General features: G+C 53.6%; 27 protein-coding genes. 9 read left to right on the top strand and 18 right to left on the bottom strand.

Features of this window, described 5'->3' with window-relative positions:
- Positions 1–7: 7 nt before the first annotated feature.
- The 5 genes from dndE to MPAL_RS17190 form a co-directional block, all read right to left on the bottom strand.
- On the bottom strand, positions 8–424 hold the full coding sequence (dndE, locus tag MPAL_RS06855) for a DNA sulfur modification protein DndE (protein ID WP_012618020.1): 417 nt from the start codon (positions 422–424) through the stop codon (positions 8–10).
- The gene (gene dndD / locus MPAL_RS06850; RefSeq protein ID WP_012618019.1) at positions 421–2,454 is read right to left on the bottom strand and encodes a DNA sulfur modification protein DndD; all 2,034 of its coding nucleotides are present in this window, start codon (positions 2,452–2,454) and stop codon (positions 421–423) included. Before dndD ends, dndE begins: the two co-directional genes overlap by 4 nt.
- A 9-nt stretch (positions 2,455–2,463) precedes the next feature.
- A complete protein-coding gene (dndC, locus tag MPAL_RS06845; protein WP_012618018.1) occupies positions 2,464–3,924 on the bottom strand; it encodes a DNA phosphorothioation system sulfurtransferase DndC in 1,461 nt (486 codons plus the stop codon).
- Positions 3,921–5,063, bottom strand: coding sequence for a DNA sulfur modification protein DndB (gene dndB / locus MPAL_RS06840; protein WP_012618017.1), 1,143 nt, complete (start codon positions 5,061–5,063; stop codon positions 3,921–3,923). Before dndB ends, dndC begins: the two co-directional genes overlap by 4 nt.
- A gap of 123 nt (positions 5,064–5,186) precedes the next feature.
- Positions 5,187–5,312, bottom strand: coding sequence for a hypothetical protein (locus MPAL_RS17190; RefSeq protein WP_269078478.1), 126 nt, complete (start codon positions 5,310–5,312; stop codon positions 5,187–5,189).
- Positions 5,313–5,346: 34 nt separating this feature from the next.
- On the opposite strand from MPAL_RS17190, the gene MPAL_RS16245 reads away from it, so the two are divergent.
- The gene (locus MPAL_RS16245; protein WP_012618015.1) at positions 5,347–5,493 is read left to right on the top strand and encodes a hypothetical protein; all 147 of its coding nucleotides are present in this window, start codon (positions 5,347–5,349) and stop codon (positions 5,491–5,493) included.
- Positions 5,494–5,640: 147 nt separating this feature from the next.
- Entirely contained in the window at positions 5,641–5,910 is a 270-nt protein-coding gene (locus tag MPAL_RS06835) for a hypothetical protein (RefSeq protein ID WP_012618014.1), read from the top strand.
- Between the two features lies 1 nt (position 5,911).
- On the opposite strand, the gene MPAL_RS15090 is transcribed toward MPAL_RS06835, so the two are convergent.
- From MPAL_RS15090 to MPAL_RS06820, 3 genes are all read right to left on the bottom strand, one after another.
- A complete protein-coding gene (locus tag MPAL_RS15090) occupies positions 5,912–6,301 on the bottom strand; it encodes a Fic family protein (protein WP_012618013.1) in 390 nt (129 codons plus the stop codon).
- A 414-nt stretch (positions 6,302–6,715) separates the two neighbouring features.
- Entirely contained in the window at positions 6,716–6,928 is a 213-nt protein-coding gene (locus MPAL_RS06825; protein ID WP_052292212.1) for a type II toxin-antitoxin system RelE family toxin, read from the bottom strand.
- Between the two features lie 60 nt (positions 6,929–6,988).
- On the bottom strand, positions 6,989–7,225 hold the full coding sequence (locus tag MPAL_RS06820; RefSeq protein ID WP_012618012.1) for a DUF7557 family protein: 237 nt from the start codon (positions 7,223–7,225) through the stop codon (positions 6,989–6,991).
- A 282-nt stretch (positions 7,226–7,507) separates the two neighbouring features.
- Here MPAL_RS06820 and MPAL_RS17185 point away from each other — a divergent pair, with 282 nt between their 5' ends.
- Entirely contained in the window at positions 7,508–7,642 is a 135-nt protein-coding gene (locus tag MPAL_RS17185) for a hypothetical protein (protein ID WP_012618011.1), read from the top strand.
- Positions 7,639–8,118, top strand: a complete 480-nt coding sequence (locus tag MPAL_RS06815) for a hypothetical protein (protein WP_012618010.1) — start codon at positions 7,639–7,641, stop codon at positions 8,116–8,118. Before MPAL_RS17185 ends, MPAL_RS06815 begins: the two co-directional genes overlap by 4 nt.
- On the opposite strand, the gene MPAL_RS06810 is transcribed toward MPAL_RS06815, so the two are convergent.
- From MPAL_RS06810 to MPAL_RS06805, 3 genes are all read right to left on the bottom strand, one after another.
- Positions 8,119–8,337, bottom strand: coding sequence for a hypothetical protein (locus MPAL_RS06810; protein ID WP_048145241.1), 219 nt, complete (start codon positions 8,335–8,337; stop codon positions 8,119–8,121).
- A 480-nt stretch (positions 8,338–8,817) separates the two neighbouring features.
- Entirely contained in the window at positions 8,818–9,000 is a 183-nt protein-coding gene (locus MPAL_RS15085) for a type II toxin-antitoxin system HicA family toxin (RefSeq protein ID WP_083767071.1), read from the bottom strand.
- A gap of 48 nt (positions 9,001–9,048) precedes the next feature.
- A complete protein-coding gene (locus MPAL_RS06805) occupies positions 9,049–9,297 on the bottom strand; it encodes a type II toxin-antitoxin system HicB family antitoxin (protein WP_012618009.1) in 249 nt (82 codons plus the stop codon).
- Positions 9,298–9,391: 94 nt separating this feature from the next.
- On the opposite strand from MPAL_RS06805, the gene MPAL_RS06800 reads away from it, so the two are divergent.
- On the top strand, positions 9,392–9,601 hold the full coding sequence (locus MPAL_RS06800) for a hypothetical protein (RefSeq protein ID WP_048145240.1): 210 nt from the start codon (positions 9,392–9,394) through the stop codon (positions 9,599–9,601).
- Positions 9,602–9,852: 251 nt separating this feature from the next.
- Here the strand turns inward: MPAL_RS06800 and MPAL_RS06795 are convergent, their stop codons facing one another.
- Genes MPAL_RS06795 through MPAL_RS06775 form a run of 5 tightly spaced genes read right to left on the bottom strand, consistent with a single transcriptional unit; the run spans position 9,853 to position 14,337 of the window.
- The gene (locus tag MPAL_RS06795) at positions 9,853–11,055 is read right to left on the bottom strand and encodes an MFS transporter (protein ID WP_012618007.1); all 1,203 of its coding nucleotides are present in this window, start codon (positions 11,053–11,055) and stop codon (positions 9,853–9,855) included.
- Positions 11,048–11,662 carry an ABC transporter permease gene (locus MPAL_RS06790; RefSeq protein ID WP_012618006.1) on the bottom strand — a complete coding sequence of 205 codons (615 nt, stop codon included), beginning with the start codon at positions 11,660–11,662 and terminating at the stop codon, positions 11,048–11,050. Before MPAL_RS06790 ends, MPAL_RS06795 begins: the two co-directional genes overlap by 8 nt.
- Positions 11,650–12,306 (bottom strand): ABC transporter permease, encoded by a 657-nt coding sequence (locus MPAL_RS06785; RefSeq protein ID WP_012618005.1) that lies wholly within the window; start codon positions 12,304–12,306, stop codon positions 11,650–11,652. Before MPAL_RS06785 ends, MPAL_RS06790 begins: the two co-directional genes overlap by 13 nt.
- Positions 12,307–12,315: 9 nt before the next feature.
- On the bottom strand, positions 12,316–13,425 hold the full coding sequence (locus tag MPAL_RS06780; protein ID WP_012618004.1) for an ABC transporter ATP-binding protein: 1,110 nt from the start codon (positions 13,423–13,425) through the stop codon (positions 12,316–12,318).
- A gap of 3 nt (positions 13,426–13,428) precedes the next feature.
- The gene (locus MPAL_RS06775; protein WP_012618003.1) at positions 13,429–14,337 is read right to left on the bottom strand and encodes a glycine betaine ABC transporter substrate-binding protein; all 909 of its coding nucleotides are present in this window, start codon (positions 14,335–14,337) and stop codon (positions 13,429–13,431) included.
- 166 nt (positions 14,338–14,503) lie between these two features.
- Here MPAL_RS06775 and MPAL_RS17515 point away from each other — a divergent pair, with 166 nt between their 5' ends.
- Both MPAL_RS17515 and MPAL_RS06770 read left to right on the top strand, forming a co-directional pair.
- The gene (locus MPAL_RS17515) at positions 14,504–14,632 is read left to right on the top strand and encodes a hypothetical protein (RefSeq protein WP_083767011.1); all 129 of its coding nucleotides are present in this window, start codon (positions 14,504–14,506) and stop codon (positions 14,630–14,632) included.
- Positions 14,633–14,771: 139 nt separating this feature from the next.
- The gene (locus MPAL_RS06770) at positions 14,772–16,103 is read left to right on the top strand and encodes a Fic family protein (protein ID WP_012618002.1); all 1,332 of its coding nucleotides are present in this window, start codon (positions 14,772–14,774) and stop codon (positions 16,101–16,103) included.
- A 494-nt stretch (positions 16,104–16,597) separates the two neighbouring features.
- On the opposite strand, the gene MPAL_RS06765 is transcribed toward MPAL_RS06770, so the two are convergent.
- Together MPAL_RS06765 and MPAL_RS06760 are read right to left on the bottom strand one after the other, a co-directional pair.
- Positions 16,598–16,798, bottom strand: coding sequence for a hypothetical protein (locus tag MPAL_RS06765; protein WP_012618000.1), 201 nt, complete (start codon positions 16,796–16,798; stop codon positions 16,598–16,600).
- Positions 16,799–17,113: 315 nt separating this feature from the next.
- Positions 17,114–17,611 (bottom strand): SOS response-associated peptidase, encoded by a 498-nt coding sequence (locus MPAL_RS06760; protein ID WP_148208167.1) that lies wholly within the window; start codon positions 17,609–17,611, stop codon positions 17,114–17,116.
- A 97-nt stretch (positions 17,612–17,708) separates the two neighbouring features.
- On the opposite strand from MPAL_RS06760, the gene MPAL_RS14415 reads away from it, so the two are divergent.
- Together MPAL_RS14415 and MPAL_RS16240 are read left to right on the top strand one after the other, a co-directional pair.
- A complete protein-coding gene (locus MPAL_RS14415; protein WP_012617997.1) occupies positions 17,709–19,739 on the top strand; it encodes a 6-bladed beta-propeller in 2,031 nt (676 codons plus the stop codon).
- Between the two features lie 67 nt (positions 19,740–19,806).
- Positions 19,807–19,974 carry a hypothetical protein gene (locus tag MPAL_RS16240; RefSeq protein ID WP_158303642.1) on the top strand — a complete coding sequence of 56 codons (168 nt, stop codon included), beginning with the start codon at positions 19,807–19,809 and terminating at the stop codon, positions 19,972–19,974.
- The last annotated feature ends 85 nt before the right edge of the window (positions 19,975–20,059 follow it).

The following is a 20,059-nucleotide window of genomic DNA, read 5'->3' as shown; positions in this document are numbered from 1 at the left end:
CGGGCGTTTAATTTCCATGATTCCGCTCCTCGGATAACATACCGGACTTGATCCCATCAGCCTGGTGTTTCAACAGGATCTGGAAATCTCCCAGATCCTTGACCTGAGGGAAGATGCCGAATACTCCCCGATTCAGGTGGGCACGGAGTTGATCGTATAGGTCCGTCTCCGGGTCAAGACCGTCATGTATGCACCGCTCTTTGATGAGAGCGACAAAGAAGGTATCCCACTCCCCGGTAAGCGTGAACCGATTTATCTCCTGACCCTTCTCGTCATATTCCGCAGGGTTCGGGATGGTGGGATCATTCAGGGAATAACAGATAGCAACCCGTGAGAGAATATTGGGAGTCAATTGTGTTCGGCCCTTCAATTGATTGAGCCGGTAAGTTGCCTTCTCACTGATACGAATCCGATTAAAGATCATGATTCCAACTCCACAGGCTCGCTCTGCCAGAAATATCCCGGAGAGATAGTGGTTTGGCGCTCCTCTTTCGAGTAATTCAGATGATATGCCCGGGCAATGTAGGGCTGCAGAGTGCGGAAATAATCCTTGTCAATCTCGGTATCGGTAGAGAAGATAATCATCTGATCCCCGGCATGCTGGAAGAAATCCATCACCAGGTTTCCTCGATGTTCGCTATCCAATCGTCCTAATGGCGTATCGATGATAAAGGGAAGCTGTCGTCCTGACGTCAATGTGAGCCCCCAGAGAAGAGAAACCGCAAAGATCTCTTTTTCGCCGGCAGAGAGAAGTTCTTTAGGGATTGCATGCCCATCCGGTTCATAGAGGGTAATTGCATAATTTTCATCAATCAGGATATCTTTGACATAATCGTCTTTCCTGATCAACCGGGTGAAACATGAGAGAATATTATCGCTGAGTTGGCTGACCTTCTGGCGCTGGAGTTCTTTCATGTATTCATTGAGGATGAGGGTAACCTGCTGAGCGAGTTGCATCTTCTTGGACCCGCACTTGACTCCCTGGAGTTCTTCATCCAGTTTCAATCTTTGCCTCTCAATTTCTTTTAACTGGGAATCGAACTCATGGATCTTCTCATCAGCCACCCGCAGCTTCTCTGATAACTCTCCGAGATGTTTGCTCAGTTCGTTGAGTTTCTGAATCAACGGAGCAATAACATCATCAGAAGGAGCTTTATTGATCATCTCAGCAACTTTCTGGCGCTTTGAGGTCAGGTTCTCAAGTTGCAGGGAGAGGTCATTCATTTTTTTGGGAACGTTGGTGATCGAATCATCAATCCATTGCAATAGCCGGTTATATTCATACTGGGAGAGATGATGAATCAGGATTGATCTGTCGATTTTGTTTCCCATCAGGAATTTTTCATCGAGAAGGGTGGAGAGTTTTGTCCGAACTCTCTCTTTTTGTGAGGATGATATGGATAGATCAGACCAAAAGGCTGGGGATTTGAGGATCCTGTTGAGTTCGTCGACATTGGACCGAATAAGATCCTCCGAGCGTTTCCGTGCCTGAATGGTGTCTTCCTCAATCAGATGCTGTTTGAGCAGATTACAATATTTAGGGATGATAGCAAAGGGGAACAGACCAGCACAGAGTTCTCGTATATCCCCTTCGATCGTGGTAATCTGATGATCCAGTTGATTCTTCTGGTTTTTGAGTTCTTCACGTTTCCGGGCGAAGCTTCCGCCCTCGCTGGCAACGATCTGTTCCTGCCGCTCAATCTCGGAAGAGATCTGATCATAACGGCTCTGCACCTGTGCTCGGTCCTGGAGGTAATGATCTTTTTTTGTATCAATATCTTTACCTGATGTTTCGAGTTCGTCAAGTTTTTGCGTAATATGGTGGACCTCTTTGACCTTAAGATGACGGGTGAGATAGATCCCAAGATCTGCTTTTAAGCGCTCGACAATATCGAGACCAAGCAGGGATTTAAATGAATCCCGAAGGTACAGATTATCCGTATTGTCTTCAACAAGATTCTGAATTTTTTCCCCGTCAAACAAAAAGAGACGAGCGAATCTCGGAGGAATCAGTTCGTTCAACAGGTCCTGCCATTGATCTACCTCCATATCTGAAAGTATCTCTCCATCCCGTTTGACGGTGAGTGTCTCAGAAAATTGAGGATGAGTGATCCACTCTCTCCGGACAGAATAAGAGTGAGTTGTTCCAGAATGTGAAAACTCAAAAACCACATCGATGGCAGGATTATAGGGATCTTCAGTTTTTTTGTTCCGTGCCGTCATCTGTGCAATATATTTTTCATATTTCTTCTTCCCCATACGGCCATCCGGAGAGTTCTGACCATAGAGGCAGAGCAGAATCGATTCAAACATGGTCGTCTTTCCTGCACCATTTTTACCACCTATGAGAATGATCGACTTTTGCTCTTTTGAACTGTGGACCGGAGTGAAATCAAGCGTGTTCACTCCTTTAAAGATCCTGATATTTTCGAGAGTAAGTGATTTTAGGAGCATCTTCCACACTCACATATGTCGGATCTGTCTTCGTGAATCAACAGCATCTGGTTTTATCATATCGTTCTTGATCTCCTCTTCACTCCGCCACTCTTCAGATAAAACCTCATTTATCCGGTTATAAATAGAAGATCTTCGGGTCATTCCCTGCATCTGTTGTTCGACATCGAGTAATTTAGTCACAAGCCGGAGAGGAGTTTTATGATCATTACAGATCTTTTTAAGCAGTTCATTCTCAGATTGAGAGAATGCTCCAAGATCATCCTTGACCCAACCAAGATCTTCTCCCATGACTTCCTTATGAATACGGGCAACTGAGTCATCCCAGTCACTACGCTGGGTCTGCCAGATGCGACGAATTTCATACAATTCTTCCGGTAATATCAGAGATATATTAGGATATGGACCATTTTTCCTGACATTGACCTGCGCTTCAAGTAGTTTTCTTAATTGATATTTCGAATAATCCAGGGTGTATGGCCCGCGAATAATGTGCAAACCATCCGCTCGTTCCATCACCTTCACTTTCCCATTCATCCTTCTGTATTCCCGGTATAGGTGTTTTTTTTCAGGAATCTGTGTATCAGCAAGTTCATTCCTAAATTCAAGGAGCGGCTCTAACCAGTCCTCACCATTTTCAATGAGAGCCGTCATGCTACGATCTTTTGCAACAACCGTACAGACCCAACACCCAAACCGGCTGTTTCCACAAGGTGTCGTGTCCTTATCCACCACCAGCGGGCACTCACCATCCTGTGCATTCTTATAGAGTGCAAGAAGATCACGATTGTTATTTCCCCATGGTGACGGCTTCTGGAGAAGGTATGTCCAGACATCATCAACAGAGAACTCCTCGATGGGAGTATAGACATACGACTGCGCAAACCTGGAGTGATGAGAGAGTTTTGAGCCCTGGATTTTGTACTGATCCATGACCTGATCCCGGGTTGAACTCTCTCCTTTTCGCACCCCAAGAACCATCACAACTTCGCCGTACTTGGTGACACTTTCCAGAATAAATCGGTCAGCAGTCCGGATCTTCAGTCGTTCAGTACACCACCGGAACTGCGTACTTGGTGCTGGATATCCTTTTCCAATTAGATTCACCCAGAAGGAGTCCACGATACGCGGCTTCAATTTAATTGCCGTAAATGGCATTTTAGATTCTGCCGCTGTTCTGTTGATTTTTTCTTGAGTGCTCGTGATATAATCAACAATCACTGGTGTTTCAACAAGGGTATCTGAAGATATAACAAAGACATGTTTAGATCGTTTCTCTTCTGGTAATTCAGCGATAGCATACCAGACAAGTTGGAGTGTGGTTGTTGAATCCTTTCCACCGCTATATCCAATAACCCATGGGCGGTTATCACTCAAGTACACTTCCTGGATCTCATGATGAATTGCATCGAGGCCATGTTTATCAAAGACAGAAATTGCTTTTCCATCAAGAGTCTGCTGGGCGCTCATCGTATACCTCCGTGGGTCTGCTTAAGAAATCTCTTCTCCACTCTCTCTTCCTCATTGGTTAGGGGGAGATTCATCATCTGTTTGAGATAATTTACGGTAAGAGTAAGGTTCATTTGGGCTTTTGAAATTCTCCCATTATTCATTGCCCGGCCTTCCCATACCTGCTCATTAGAACGTAACCAGTCTATCTTCTGTAATTGTTCAAGTTGCTGTTTCCAATCTTCTGGGTGTTGTTTGATGAGTGCTTGCCCCATTATTCCTAATGCGTGGATTGCAAGACCATGTGCATGAACAAATTCTGTCCTAAGTTCACTGCTCGAAACCTTATGTTTTATTAATAGATCCCATTCGGGGATATTTTTTGAAACTTCTTCCCAGAATTCCCGTGCTATTTTTTCATCTTCAGTAGAAAGATGTTTATTTTTTTTCTTTTTATTGAGTAGACTCTGTGTTCCCTGATAAAGACTTGAAAGGGTGAACATTTTGATGGATCTATTCGAGATGGTCGTTTTTTCAAGTTCGGTAAACCCTTTGAATAAGGGATGTGTGGCAGCAAGGTCCATCACAAAACGTGCAAATGGATCCCGATAATCATACAGAATACTGATCGATTTTGTTGGACGAACCGCGTGCCGGTTGAGATCAGAAAATATCTGTTGGCTGCGTTTGAGTCCGGTATCGATAAAAAAAACAACTGCAATTGTTTCATTAGCTAGTTCTGGCCGCTCAATGAGTGCAGCTTCGATTGCAGCGCGCCGGTGCTGCCCGTCATTGATGATGAATTGGGCATCCATTGGTATGATAATGGCCCCGATCTTTGTCTCCATGCCATTCTCGCCGGCCGGGATAAACTGTACTGGAGCGCCACTGATCGAAGCAGAGATGGCAGAAAAGACATAGTCTTTGGGATTATCGACAAGATATTGTGCAATATCAGGAATTCTTGCCTTGTTAAGCGTCCGCTGTGCCCGCAATTGCGCTGGAAGTGTGGATTCATCGAAGATGAATATTTTGGGGATTAATTTCAGCGGACACATTGAGATATAATATTCTCGGCCAGCCTGGATTCCCCGTATCGCAGGAAAATTATAGGTGAATGAATCGAGAGCATTCACTTCCTTGAGAAACGACGATACCATAAATATGATTGGTGGAAGTTGTAAATATATATTTGGAAGTTAAATTTTTTTAGATTTTTTAAATTATTAAACTTCCATTTATTACTTAGTGAAGATTCCTCTTATTCCCACTTACTTGCTCCATCATCTGCAAAAACCATGCTCGTCGATGCCGGCGACACCGACGCCGGCTCTCGAATCGTAGCCGACCTCAAGGTCAGGGGGATCACCTCGCTCGACGCAGCCGTCGCAACGCAGCAGTGAATTCATCAGGTTAATAACCTGTCAGAAAGAGGTAGTATCCATGACCCCTGTCGAGAGGGCCGCCTTTAAAGAGATACGAGGCCGGCCCCTCATCACCGATGTGACCAGTTCGCGCCCCCAGGCCGAAGGGAGCATCGCCGGAGATGTCATCCCGGAATTTTGCAGAACGATCTGGTCATTCAGGTAATCGTCGATAGCAGGAGATATATTGTGAATTCTGATCCACGGTCCTGACCAATACTGTGAGCATACCAGACCTCAACATTAATAATACCAGAACACCCATGTCAGAAGGCTGGATAATAGATCCAGATGTCCATGGAGGTGAAAAGGAATGCAAACGCAACTGACGGTTGACAGTGGGAAAACGACAAAGGAGAATATCGTGAAGCCGGCCGGACCGAATCAGGCTTCTTCATCGGACAGCAGGGATTCGATCGTGCAGACGACTGATGGTGGCGGCGTCAGGTCGATCCCGGTCATCTCTCCGCCTCAATACCCTGTGATCAGAGAGCAGGATCGGGCAGCCCGTCCATCTCAGGACGAGGACTTCGAGATGCTGATGCAAAGACACAAGCCCACTCTCGATCTCCTGGCACAATAATTCACCAATCTTTTTGAGCAATAGAACGCAGCCAGATTTCAATCTCTTCTTGAGTCATCAGCCCTTCTGCGATGCTGCGGATGACGCGATCGTTCTCTTCGGCAAGGCCGGCGATCTGGTAGTGCTCGGGGGTCCGGTACAGGACCAGCGCCGCAAGCAGAAAAGCCATTCGTTTATTGCCCGAAACGAAAGGATGACCGGTAGTGATATGATAGAGGAGATACGCAGCTCGCTCGAACGGCTCAGAAATATCGTTACAGAAATCTATCGTGAAGTCGAGATTCCCCGGGTTGATCATCTGACCTTCGGTGCCCTGATCTTCGGGAAGATCGCTCGCCAGAATGAGTCTGATCTGATAACCGATCACGTCTTCAACGGATAACTGTTCCATAGTATTCCCACGGTTGGATCACCACAGCAGGATCACCATGCTCTTCACGGCGTACAGATGGTTGGAGTGAAGTTCTTTTCTTCTCAATTCAACGGGGTTTATGTCGGTGTGATAACGCCGGCGCCTCCGATCTACGCATGAGTATTGTCCATGGTGTCTTATATCATTGGAGGTATCCACCCTCTCCCAACCAGAGACTGAGATAGCAGGATGCCTCCACGTCGGCCGATCAGGAGGTTCCGAGGTTGAACAATTTGCGTACCTCAGCAGAATAGATGCTCCCCTGGTGGAGATGTCCCGGTTGACATCTGGAAATTGTGTCGTCTCAATACCCCGTATACGAGAGATCAGATATTGAACACCCACTGTTATATGGCCACTATAACGGCAATATATCGCTTTATTAGAAAACAGTTAGAGATCCCGGTACACCGTCCGGCGTGGCCCAACCGGAACCGCGACGATGAACATGGTGTCAGGGTGAATCTGAATGATCACCCGGTAATCCCTGACCCTGAATGAAAATACCGGAGGGTTGTTGTGGCCCTTCAATCGTTTGACATATTCCAGGGGAGAGGGGTCCCTGGCGAGGATCAGGAGTTCTTCCCGGATACAGAGAGCCGCCACGCGGTCGAGGTTACCAAAGATTCCGATCTGCGGCCGGCGTGACCACGATCTGATAGGGACTCAAAGGAACCCGTGGTCCCGCAGGACATCATCAAGCGGTCTGTAATTTCCAGCCTTGACATCTGCCTCTGCCGTTTTCAACTCCTCCTCCTCTTCGACAGATAGCGGCTCATCATCCACTGCCATAGTGACCAGGCGTTCGATCACATCGTTGAAGGTCTCACGGGGATGGATCCTGAGCTCTGCAAGCCTGGCCTTTGTCGCCGCCTCCACCTTGATCGGTTGGCTGGTCGCCATGATGCTACAGTATACCACAGGGTACCATTATTCTTTCCGATTGTGACGGCCGGCCCCTGAAGTGAAAACTCCTGCACCCCGCCGGCCCTGATGATCCAGCATCGCCACCACCCAGATTCTTCAGACCATTTCATTTTTGAATTCCGGTGTTAGCCGGTTTCCAACGATAGTCGAATTTCAGGCGTTAGTCGGATTCCCGGCGTCGGCCGGCCCGGGACATGCATATATCACTTTCACCCTGCACGGTCCGCCCATTAAGTAATTTCCAGTTGATGAACATCTATGACGAATATCAATCAGATCATCATTCTGACCTCGGATACAGATGGGATCTCCGCCGGGGAGATCACGATTGCCGGCAGAGATCAGGGTCGGAAACCACCCTGGATCCATATCAATAACGAGGTGAACCGATGACCCGGGCACTCGACGCAGAGAATCAGACGCCGGCAATCCCCGGTCCCTCCGGTTCATCAGAGATGAAAGGCGATCACTACATTCTGAAACCTGCCAGGCGGGGAGGGTATGCCGGGGAGCGGCGTCGTGTGCCGGCCACCCGAGCCGGACAGAGAGGGGGGTGCGCAGTCGCCGCCTGGTTCCGGAAGCAGGGATACCAGGTGATCAGATCCCATCCCGGCTCCCTGCCCCCCGACCTGCTGGCCTGGTCATCCGAGGAACTGGTACTGGTCCTGATCAGGCGGACCCGGCGGATGCCTCCATCGCTTCATGCGATCGCAGACCAGTACAGAGAGGAGATTCAGACCCTCCGCGGACTCCCGGCCCTGAAAGGGGATGACAGTTCGTGCCAGTTCTGGCTCTCGGTCTCCTCCCGTGGCTGGCGGGTCTTTGACGTGATGAAAGGCGGGATACGGGAGATCACCCGGGAGATCTGATCATTCAACCAGCAGGCCGAACACATCGACGGACTGGTCCCCTGGATCGTCGGCACATCGGCTGCCGGGACGCTCGTTCACCTGGACGAAGAGGCCAGACTGTGATGGCAGTCGGGGCTGGTCAGGAAGGTCCGTGTCGACAGGTGCCCTGCAGTTCCCCACCCTGAGGGGAACGGGTCCTGCCGGATTGAGGAGACGATCGACCGTTCTCCCTGGCATGGGGGATGAACCGACCTGTCAGAGGGAGGTGAAACCTGACATAAATATACTCCCCACGCATGTGGGGATGAACTGGGTGAATAGGATGGAACAGGAAACAATACGAACATCATTGAGAACAACAATGAACGTATAATTTCCCCGCACACGTGGTAATGAACGATTAACCGCAGATACCGTAAACGTTTCGATTTTGATTCACACCAGACCCAGGCCCCTGTGCCGACAGGGACGGGCCGGCCATAACGGGGGTCCAGGAAACGAAGAGTCCCGTAACGGCCGGACTTCCTTCGCGACAGGAACGACGGTGCTCACCCATGCCACCTCCTGCAGAAGAACCTGATCGGTGACGCTCCCCATCCGACCCCGCCGGCTGCCGGCGCCCGTACGGGATCACGATGAGGACGACCCGGAAGAGCCGGGAACCAGGGGAGGAGTCACGGAAAAGATCAAAAAAAGGATCTGGTGTAGGAGTTCATATCAACGTTTTAAAAATTCTTCAAGACTCAGTCCGGCTTCTTTGAGAATTGCGAGCAGGGTACCTTTTGAAAGATCGACACCCGGGTGGTTGGGAATTACCGTCCTTCTCCTGGGAGAAGGGTTGTACCAGATCTCATGACTCCCCTTGGCCTGCCGGTCAAAGACGAATCCTGCAGACCTCAGATGCCGATCACATCGCTGGAGGTGAGTGTCGAGACTCGGGTCATTGCATCAAACCGTGACGCTGACAGGGATCCTGATATTTTTTATCAATCTGGTCGACGGCACCATCTGCTCGGGCAGAGGATCCCCATGTTCGAAATAGGATTCGATAAGTTTTTTTGCCACATCCTGTGCAATCTCCATCGTTTCTGCAATAGTTCTCCCCTGGGCGATGAGTCCCTGGATGCTGTCGCTTGTTGCACGATAGCCACCCTCGTCAAGGTGCTCGATATTGATTGAAATCATATATTCGGACATACGATCCCCTTTGCCGTAACGTTCACGGGTGATAATAATATGTTTGTGCATGGGATCGAAAGACCAGCGTTAGAGAACCAGGCTCTGACCTGAGGTGGAACTGACTATTCTGTTCCGTATCAGGGTGTACGAGGATGACGGCGATATGCCCTACACCCCTGAACAGCAGATCCTATCCACGCTAGCCTACGACAGTCCAGAAGTCGGGGCGGAGATATACCGGACGGACCAGGTCCGGGCTCCGGGCAGCTCGCCAGAAACCCTCTTCGACAAGGGGCGGAGGGCCCGGACAGGCCAGCTGTAACATGAATCCAGGAAACGAAGAGTCCCGTAACAGTCTGGCTTCCTTCGCGAACAGGATGACTCCCCACCCAGGTCTACGTCACCTCTACACCAGCGACAACCTACACCGTTGGAGGCACGACGGCCGGTACCCTTCGGTCCTTTGTCCCGGATTTGGGCCAGGGGTGACTCGACCCTGATCCAGTTGCCGGCCGGAAAGTCCTGCATGACCGGGGATCTTAGGGGCCGGCGGCCGACACGACCATAGTCGCCTCACTGGACTCTCTCCTCTGAGGTTGAGTGGCCGGCGATGAAGAGGCCGGCCGTCAGCAGGACAATTCCTGTGCAGAAGAGGAAGGTGGACGGACCGATCGCAAGATACAGGACCCCTCCGAGCAGCAACCCGATGATACTCGCGAACGACCCGACCCCACTGGCTGCCCCCTGGACGGCCCCCTGCTCGTCGGGCCCGACACTGAGCGAGAGTAATGTCAGAAACGAGGGCCAGGCCAGACCGTTGCCGAGGGAAAAGAGGATCGCAGCCGATATCCCGGTCGTGGTCTGCCCAAACCAGAGCAGGGCGAACCCGACTGCCAGCACCAGTGCCCCGCCGATCAACAGGGTCCGGGGGCTCCACCGTTCTGCAGCACGTTTCAGTACCGGCCCCTGTACCACGACCATCACCCCGGAGAGGAAGGCAAAGTAGAGGCCGAGGGTCGCCGCCGACCAACCCAGCCGGCCGGCTGCGTCCACCGGAAACGCGGTGTAGAAGATGTTGAAGGCCAGGAAGTACAGCAGTGTCAACCCCAGCAGCGATCTGACCCCGCGGCGCCTGAAGAGATTGAAAAGGCCAGTGCCGGCCTCTCCAGTCGCCCGGGTTCTGCAGATATCCGGCAACCCGACCCGGATCATCACGACACCAGCAGCAGAGACCATCAGGGCAAGCAGCACCGGGACCATCAGCGACCCGCCTGACCAGGCGACCACCCCGGCGATCGCCGGCCCGAGGATGTAGCCGGTGTTCGAGGCGACGTTCAACCGTCCGAATGCCATTGTCCGTTCGGCCTCCGGGATCAGGTCCCCGAGGCAGGCGTTTGCGACGCCGACATTGCCGCCGGTGATGCCATCGACTGCCCGGGCACCAAGCATCAGGATGATCGGAAGCGGCAGTCCGAAGACCTCGGTGGACGGGAGGAAGAAGATGCCCAGAAAGAGCAACCAGGAGAGAGCAGTCCCGGCCTGCGAGATCAGCAGCACCCGGCTCTTCCCCACCTTGTCAGACCAGCGACCAAGGACCGGAGCGCTGATCGTCTGGAAGAACGGATAGATTGCGCCGATGGCTCCGAAGGCCAGGGCGTCCCCCCCGAAACCGCTCACCAGAAAGACCATGAAGGGGAGTACCACCCCGAATGAGAAGGTATCGGTGAAGATCACGACCTGAAGAGCCAGCAGGGGGGTGATCCGGAGATCAGTCATCAATCCCCCGAAGGATCACTGCCTGCTCAGCCCGCCCGAGCAGCAGGTCGACCGTCAGGGCAAGCAGGATCGCAGGAACCGCCCCCGCTGCCAGCGTCACGGTGTTCATCCCTGCGAGCCCCTCAAAGACCAGGGACCCGAGACCTCCGCTGCCGATGATTGCAGTCAGTACGGCCAGGCTGTTGGCAAGGATCGCGGCGAATCTGACCCCGGCAAAGAAGGGTGGGAGGGCGTGAGGGGCCCTGATATACCGGAGGATCTCCCACCGGGTAAGTCCGAGTCCGTTCGCCGCGTCGATCTCTGCCGGGTCGATGCTGACCAGGCCGACCCAGGTATTCTTGACGAGCGGGAGGAGTGCCCTGAGGACTATCGCGATAACAGCCGGGTAGAACCCTATCCCGATCAGCGGCACAATCAGCGCCACCACCGCGAGGCTGGGCACTGCCTGGACCAGGTTGGTAACCGGCATGATCACCCGTGCAGCAGGTCTGCAGTACAGCATGAGCAGGGTCAGTGGGACTGCGAGGAGGATGCTCACCAGCAGTGCCGAATAGGCGAGGAGGATATGATCCCCGATGGCTGCAAGGAGCGTACTCAGGAGGACCACAGGCCATACCTCCTGCTGACCCAACCTTCGACAATCCCTGCAAACCCATCGAGGATCACGGCGAGCACACCAATCCAGATGCCGGTCAGCAGGAGGAGCGGCTGATTGTTGGTAGCTATCCCGGTCTGGAGCGGTCCCCCGAGACCGCCGGCCCCAATCAGTCCGCCGAGGGTGACGGTCCCCATGCAGAAGACCACAGCGATCCTGCAACCGCCGACGATCAGGGGGAGGGCAAGAGGGAACCGCACCAGAAACAGGGTCTCCTGCTCGTCGAGACCGATCCCGGCACCGACATCGAGATGTGTCGCTGAGACATGGACCAGTCCGGCATAGGTGTTCCGTGCTACAGGGAGCACCGAGTAGCCGATGCAGGCGAGGATCGTGGGAACGGTCCCGATCCCGACCACCGGGATCAGAAGGGCGAGCAGCGCAAGGTCAGGGACCATCTCAAGGACAGAGAGCCCTCCGAATGTGAGGGTGGAGGCGGCCTGGCGGCGGTACAGCAGAAGTCCTATACAGAGGCCGATGATGACCGCAACGATAAAAGCGACCCCGAAGATCGCGAGATGTTCGACTGTCCGGTCGAAGAGATGATACCTGGTCCAGAGATCCAGAATCTGGCTATTTGCGTCGATCGTTGCCATAACAAGGCCCTACACCAGTGAAAGCAGCGCCTCTGCCGGGTTCAGAATCCCAACCGGATGATCGTGCTCCATCACCAGGGCGAAGGGGGCTGCCAGATCCCTGAGCATCCGGATCGTCGCCTCCGCCCCATCGCTGGCGGCAACCATCGGAACATCGGTGGCAAGGGTGCTGATCGCCTGCTCCCCTGCTGTCAGCCCGTCTCTCTCGATCACCCCCTGGGCCACCCCATCAGAGACAATGGCTGCGATGGAGCTCTGTCTTTGATCGAGCAGGATGGCGGCATTACCTGCGGAGACCCCCCCGTCCAGGACCAGGACCCGGCTCATCAGGTCACGGACTGTCAACCGGTCGAGATGCCTGTACTTTGCCCCGGAACCGAACAGATTCGCCACTGCTGCGTTGACAGGTGAGAAGAGGAGTTCATCGGGGGTACCAACCTGCACCAGTCGTCCCTGATCGAGAACGGCCACCCGGTCCCCGAGCCGGAATGCTTCTTCAAGGTCATGGGTCACAAAGAGGATCGTCCGCCCGATCACCTGCTTGATCTTAAGAAACTCATCCTGTAACTGGTGACGGAGCAGCGGGTCGAGTGCCCCGAACGGCTCGTCCATCAGCAGCAGCGGGGGGTCCATCGCGAGGGCCCGGGCGAGACCGACCCGCTGCTGCTGCCCCCCTGAGAGCTCACGGGGATACCGGGAGAGGAAGGTCTCCGGGGGGAGGGCGACCAGCCGGAGCAGTTCACTGACCCTTTTTTTTACACGCTCTTCATCCCATCCCTCACGGTGTGGGATCAGCCCGATGTTCTCCCCGACCGTCATATGAGGAAAGAGACCGATCGACTGGATCACGTACCCGGTGTGCCTGCGCAGTCTGACCGGGTCGATCGTCTTTAGATCGGCCCCGTTGATCAGCACACGTCCGGAGTCGGGCTCGATGAGCCGATTACACATTCTGAGTGTGGTCGTCTTCCCTGAGCCTGATCCCCCGATCAGGCAGATCAGTTCACCCCCGTCGATCTCAAGCGAGAGGTTCTCCACCGCTGCTACCGAGCCGTACCGCTTGGTCACCCGGTCGAGGAAAATCGTGTCAATCCGTTCGAATGGTCGGTTGTTCTGCATCAGTCAGCCCTTGATGATCCCCTGCTGGACCAGGTAGGTATGGGCGATCTCCTGCGCGTCCCTCTTATCGATATCGAACTGCCGGTTCAACTCCCGCATCGTCGTCGTGTCAATTTTTCCGTTCAGGACAGCGAGCGCCTGCACCACGCCAGGGTTCTTCGCAAGCCCTGCATTGGCAAGAAGGATCGCATGGTATGGAGGCATTGCCGAACGATCATCCCTGAGTGTACGCAGTTTGTAAAGGTCAACCCTCGAATCGGTTGTATATGGTGGGATCACATCGACCTGCCCGTTCTTGATCGCCTCGTACATCAGGGTAGGGGACATCGGTTTCACGTCCTTAAATGTGAGCCCGTAGACCTTCTGGAGGCTTGGCAACCCGTCTTCGCGTTCATGGAAGACGAGATCGCTCCCAAAGACAAGGTCCTTTGCATACGGGACGAGCTCGCTGATGGTGGAGACATTGTTATGGCTCACTGCCCAGTCCTCCCTGACTGCGATTGTGTAGTCATCCCTGAATCCGATCTGTGAGAGAACCGTGATATTCTCCCCGGCAAGACCCTCCTTCACCTTTGCCGAGACCACGTCAGGGTCCCAGGTCTGCAACGCCGGCAGCTTGAGGAGCTGAGAATAGGCAGTCCCGGTATATTCGACGTACACTCCAACCTGACCGTTCTTTATCCCTTCAAAGAGCGTCCCGTCGTTCAGCCCGGACTTCACCACGGCCTGGTACCCGTTGTCTTTGAGGATCTGTGCTATCATCTCTGACAGGATGTACTGTTCGTTAAACGTCTTTGCTCCGACAACAATCGTCGTGTTCTTCTGACTGACAGACTGCCCTGGCCCGGAAGTACACCCTGCTATGACGAGAACAATGACCAGAAGAACCGTGAAAAGGATTTCCTTCTTCATATCTTTCTCCACCTGGACCGCCTTTCCATCGTTTATCCTGGTAATGATTTGAAGAGGCGATCGATCACGCCTAATTTTCTTCACAAATATTTAAAGTAATATCAGATGATTCTGAATCCATCTCGTGAGAAGTGGTTGATGGTCTGATTGGAGGATACATGTCACGATGGACAACGCCGGTAATATCCTCGTCACCGACACGGGGAACAACCGGATCCAGACGTTCACACCGTCACGCCCGTCGCCACGATGCCTCACATCCCCTCAGGTGGAAACACCCCCGGGATCTCACTAATGACAGGCGCTATGAGGATCTCAATGGCGACGGGGGCCTCGAGGCACTGGTTCCCTGGATCGTCGACCAGCCGGCCGGCGCCGGCACCTATCCAAACCTGTAAATTGTTGTAACATTTACAGATAGTTACAGATCATCGATGACACGAATCCCAGAGAAGCCCCCGGACGAGAAGGAACTGCTCGCAACCCATTACAAGGAGTTCATGGACCTGCTCCAGCAGTACCATAATACCGGCCCGGAAGCCGGATCGATTGTGGTGCTGGTGCGGAAGTACAACGAACTGGAATACATCCACTGGGACGACCTGCGGCGGAAGAATCTGCCGGTCGACCCGGCCATCTTCTGGCTGCTCTTAAAATTCCTCAGGTCAAGCCAGTTCAGGACGATCCGGATCGGCCCCGAATCCTTCGGCTTCGCCGTGCTCGAGCGATTCCAACAGGCACTGCACCTGGTGGACAAATCGTCGCCGGCGACCTTCGACGGGTTCATGGGGATGCCGCCGAGCGAGACGGCGAAGCAGCAGTACCTGATCGACTCGCTGATGGAGGAGGCGATCGCGTCGAGCAGGCTCGAGGGTGCAGCGACGACACGCGACGTGGCCAAGAAGTTCCTGCGCGAAGGGAAACAGCCGCGGACGAACGGAGAACGGATGATTTGGAACAACTACCTGACGATCACCTGGCTCCAGGAGATCCGCGACAAGCCCCTGACCCCTGCGTTGATCCGGGAGATTCACGAGGAGATCACGCGGGGGACGCTCGAAGAGACGGCGGACGAGACAGAGTTCCGCGAATCGAACGAGATCCTGGTCAAGGACAGGGCCGACCAGACGGTGGTCTATCATGATCCGCCCGATTTCAATCAGATCCCCCCGATGATCGACGACCTCTGCCGGTTCGCGAATGATGAGGAGACGTTCGTGCACCCGATCGTCAAGGCGATCGTGATCCACTTCCTGATCGGGTACATCCATCCGTTCAACGACGGGAACGGGCGGATGGCCCGGGCGCTCTTCTACTGGTTCGTCCTCAAGCACCGGTACGACCTCTTCGAATACCTCTCGATCTCGCGCCTCTTCCTCGATGCGCCGGCACAGTATACACGGGCCTACCTGTTCGCAGAGACCGACGGCAACGACATGACCTACTTCATCGACTTCAACCTCAGGACGATCGGCCGGGCGCTCGACTCCCTCCGGAAGTACATCGCGACGAAACGACAGGAGGAAGAGGCGTCGCTCCGGCTCGTCGAGGAATTGCCGGGGCTCTCGTTCCGGCAGGCAGCGATCCTGAAGGAGTTCATCACCCACCCGTTCCAGCCGTTCACCGTCGCCGAGATCGCCGGCACCTATCATGTGGCGCTCCAGACGGCACGACACGACCTGCAGACACTCGAGCGGCTCGGGAGGGTGCGGTCGATGCGGGATGGAAAACGGCAGGTCTTCCTGTACCAGCAAAGAGACCAGTAACAGGTTCTGGAACAGGGACCCCCTTCCGGGACAGTGCAGTCCTGGGCTCCGCGAGCTGCTGGTCGTCCGCCGGATGCACGGCCAGCCGGCTCCGGCACCTATCAAAACCTGTAATGTGGTGTAATAGTCACCGATGGTTCCAGATCAGTGACGACTCGAAACCCCATATGCCCCAGAATGAGAGACCAGAAAATCAACAAGAAACAGGTCAATACTACCCGTATATCTTATGAGCCTGCTCTATCGACAGGATCTCCAGGACAATAACCAACTCTCCCTCTTTATCGATATCATAAAAAACAGTATACCTTCGGGAGAGATGAAGCCGGTAGATGACAGAACCGCCTCGTAAGACCTCTTTATCGATATCCCCCTGACTTCCCGGAAAGGGATCATCCTCAACCCGTTCTGGGGGGTCTTGATGAACCGTTGTGTCTTCTCAGACAGACGATTGATCTCATCAGACAATTCACGCCAGATGATAAGATCAAACGTCAATCCTCAATCTCCGAAAGTGAAACGTAACCATCTTTCTTCCGACCGCTCCACTTCCTGACATCCTCCTCCAGCCGGCGATGCTTCCGGTCATCGATCATCTCTGCTAGAAGATCGGTATAGGTCTGGCCTGCCGATCGCATCTCCGCAAGTCCCTTCCATACCGCTTCGGTGACAGGTATCCGCTTGACTGCTGACATGATCGAATGGTAAGCAATGTAAGGGTGAATACTTTTTCGGACGAAAATTCCTGTACCTCCCGTTCGATAGGTGAGAGGTTCCCTCTGTACGTTCATCATCAAGAATATGATCGTCCCAGTATTCTTCTCACCTCCGCTTCCCCTGATGAATGAATCAGGATCTGAGAAAACCCGGGATTTTCAGGTGTCAGGTCTTCGTCAGTACTGATCGGAAAATCTCGAAACGTGAAATCTGAAGCGTCCCTGCCGGTGCCGACGTCACAAGAGCCGGCCGGCCGAGCCCCTCGACGGGCTGGACCGGACTGTCCACGTGGGTCAAGACCCGGTAGGCGACCATCGCTTCAGGGGGATATGGCCGGGGATCGCCGGCATACGGTAGTGGGTTGGCGTAACGAGGTTATTAGCCTCCATCGTGATGATCGTGCAGGTCAGATATCCCCGATCGGCAGGACCCTGCTCATCGATGCCGACCCCTCTGCTGTCGGTTCCCGAACCATCATCCCGCTCGACCTCGCAATGAATGGGCCGGCTGTCGTGGGAAGTGAGCGGGACTGGGAATCCATCCTCACCCCACTGGAGATAGCCTCCCTCAGCGATCATGGCAACCGTCTTTGTCGCCGTTGAACGGTTCCACCAGATCACACGATCCCGTGGTTTACCATGAGACCGGTGCCGTGTCATCACCCCGGCCTTCACCGCCAGGGAATAGGGGAGTTCTTCGGGTGGAGGTGATTGGCCGGTACCGGCGATTCGTGGATCTCCGGACGCCCTTCTTCCCGGTGGAAAGGTCCCCGGGCTTTTTCGTACTGGCAACCATTGAGACCATTGCAGAGCGACGGGAGGAAAAATTAAAGAACAAGGTTTATCGTCAGACCAGACCATTCAGGAATAGTGACTGTGGTGGTTCCAAATGAGATCTTCGTATTTTTTGTATATATTCTGTATTCTACTCCTGTGTTGCAGCGTCCAGGTCGTCTGGGCCGAAGGGGGGTATGTGTACACCACACAATGGGGCAGTTCTGGTTCAGGAGACGGGCAGTTCAACCAGCCATCTGGAGTCGCAGTGGACAGCGACGGAAACATATACGTTGTCGATACGAATAACTTCCGGATCCAGAAATTCAATGCAACCGGCGGATTCACCACACAATGGGGCGGTTCTGGCCCGGGAGACGGACAATTCAATAATCCTGAAGGTGTTGCAGTGGACAACAACGGCAACGTCTATATCGCCGACAGGGATAACAACCGGATCCAGAAGTTCAATTCGTCCGGGGGATTCCTCATGAAATGGGGCAGTATTGGTTCGGGAGACGGGCAGTTCAACCAGCCATCTGGTGTCGCGCTGGATAGTGCTGGCAATGTCTACGTGACCGACAAGCAGAACAACCGGATCCAGAAGTTCAATTCGTCCGGGGGATTCCTCATGAAATGGGGCAGTGAAGGCTCAGGAGACGGGCAGGTCCACTGGCCATCTGGTGTCGCGGTGGACAACACAGGAAGCGTCTACGTAGTCGACTCGTATAACCACCGGATCCAGAAGTTCAATGCAACCGGTGGATTCATCACAAAATGGGGCAGTGAAGGCACAGGAGACGGGCAGTTCAAGAGTCCAACAGGTGTCGCAGTGGACAGCGTCAATAACGTCTACGTGGTCGACACGGGGAACGATCGAATTCAGAAATTCAATTCGTCCGGTGGATTCATCACCACAGGGGGCAGTTTTGGCCATGGGGACGGGCAGTTCTGGTCTCCAGAGGGGATCACGGCGGACAGTGCCAATAACGTCTACGTGGTCGACACCTTGAACGATCGGATCCAGAAGTTCAATGCAACCGGCGGATTCATCACAAAATGGGGGAGCGCTCTTGGCTCGTTTGACGGGCAGTTCAGCGGATTATCTGATGTCGCAGTGGACAGCACCGGCAACGTCTACGTGGCTGAATCAGGAAACTGCCGGATCCAGAAGTTCAATGCAACCGGCGGATTCATCACAAAATGGGGCAGTGAAGGCTCAGGAGACGGACAGTTCAACGGGCCAACTGGTATCGCGGTGGATAGCGCCGACAATGTCTACGTGGTCGAAATATGGAACTGCCGAATCCAGAAGTTCAATTCGACTGGCGGATTCCTCATGAAATGGGGCAGTTATGGTTCAGGAGACGGGCAATTCAACAAGCCATCTGGTATCGCAGTGGACAGTGCCGGCAATATCTACGTCACCGATGCGAATAAATGCCAGGTCCAGAAGTTCGATCAAAACGGCACATTCGTCACGCAATGGGGCAGTTTCGGCACGGGGGACGAGCAGTTCTTCTATCCCAATGACATCACAGTGGACAACGCAGGGAATGTCTACGTGGTCGACTCAGATAACCCCCGAATCCAGAAGTTCAATTCGACTGGCGGATTCATCACAAAATGGGACAGTTTTAGCACGGGGAACGGGCAGTTCAACCGGCCATGTGGTGTCGCAGTGGACAGCGCGGGAAACGTTTATGTGACCTGCTTCCAGATTTTGTACACCTGTGGTCCTCCCGAGTTGATTCAATCCCGGGTCCAGAAGTTCACGCCGAATGGCACGTTCATCACGGAATGGGGCAGTCTGGGGTCAGGGGATGGGCAGTTCAACCGGCCATCTGGTGTCGCGGTGGACAGCGCAGGAAACGTCTACGTCGCTGACTCGGGGAACAACCGGATCCAGAAGTTTGCCCTGGTCATCACGCCGGTACCCCCATCCGGAAACACTCCCCTGGACCTCAACCATGACGGACTCTATGAGGACATCAATGGCGACGGGATCGCAGACTTCAATGACGTGGTCCTCTTCTTCAACCAGATGGACTGGATCGCCGAGAACGAACCGATCAGTGCCTTCGACTTCAACAGGAACGGCCAAATCGATTTCAATGATATCGTCATGCTCTTCAACGAACAGTAGGGATCGATGGGGACCCCTCATCTGGAATCCAGGATGTTGATTCTTTGGGGGGGCGGTGACCAGGTCGATGAAATGTAATCCTGAAGACGAAAAGGACCGCCACCGGTCCTCATTCCTCGCGACAGGACGACGGTGCAGCCACCGGCCACCTCCCTTCAACAGAACCTGGTCGACAGCGGCGAGACTGATAGCGGCAGAAGCAGAACCGGCGCTGTGGAGTGCACGGTCATCATAACCTCCCGATGGAACCTTTTGGGCAGGGGTCTTCATGCCTGTCGCTCCATTCCTCGACCTCTGGCATGGGGAAAAAAGGAAGGAGG

Source organism: Methanosphaerula palustris E1-9c (assembly GCF_000021965.1).
Taxonomy (GTDB): domain Archaea; phylum Halobacteriota; class Methanomicrobia; order Methanomicrobiales; family Methanospirillaceae; genus Methanosphaerula; species Methanosphaerula palustris.
The sequence above is the reverse complement of the archived record's forward strand: the minus strand, read 5'-3'. Positions and strand labels throughout refer to the sequence as shown.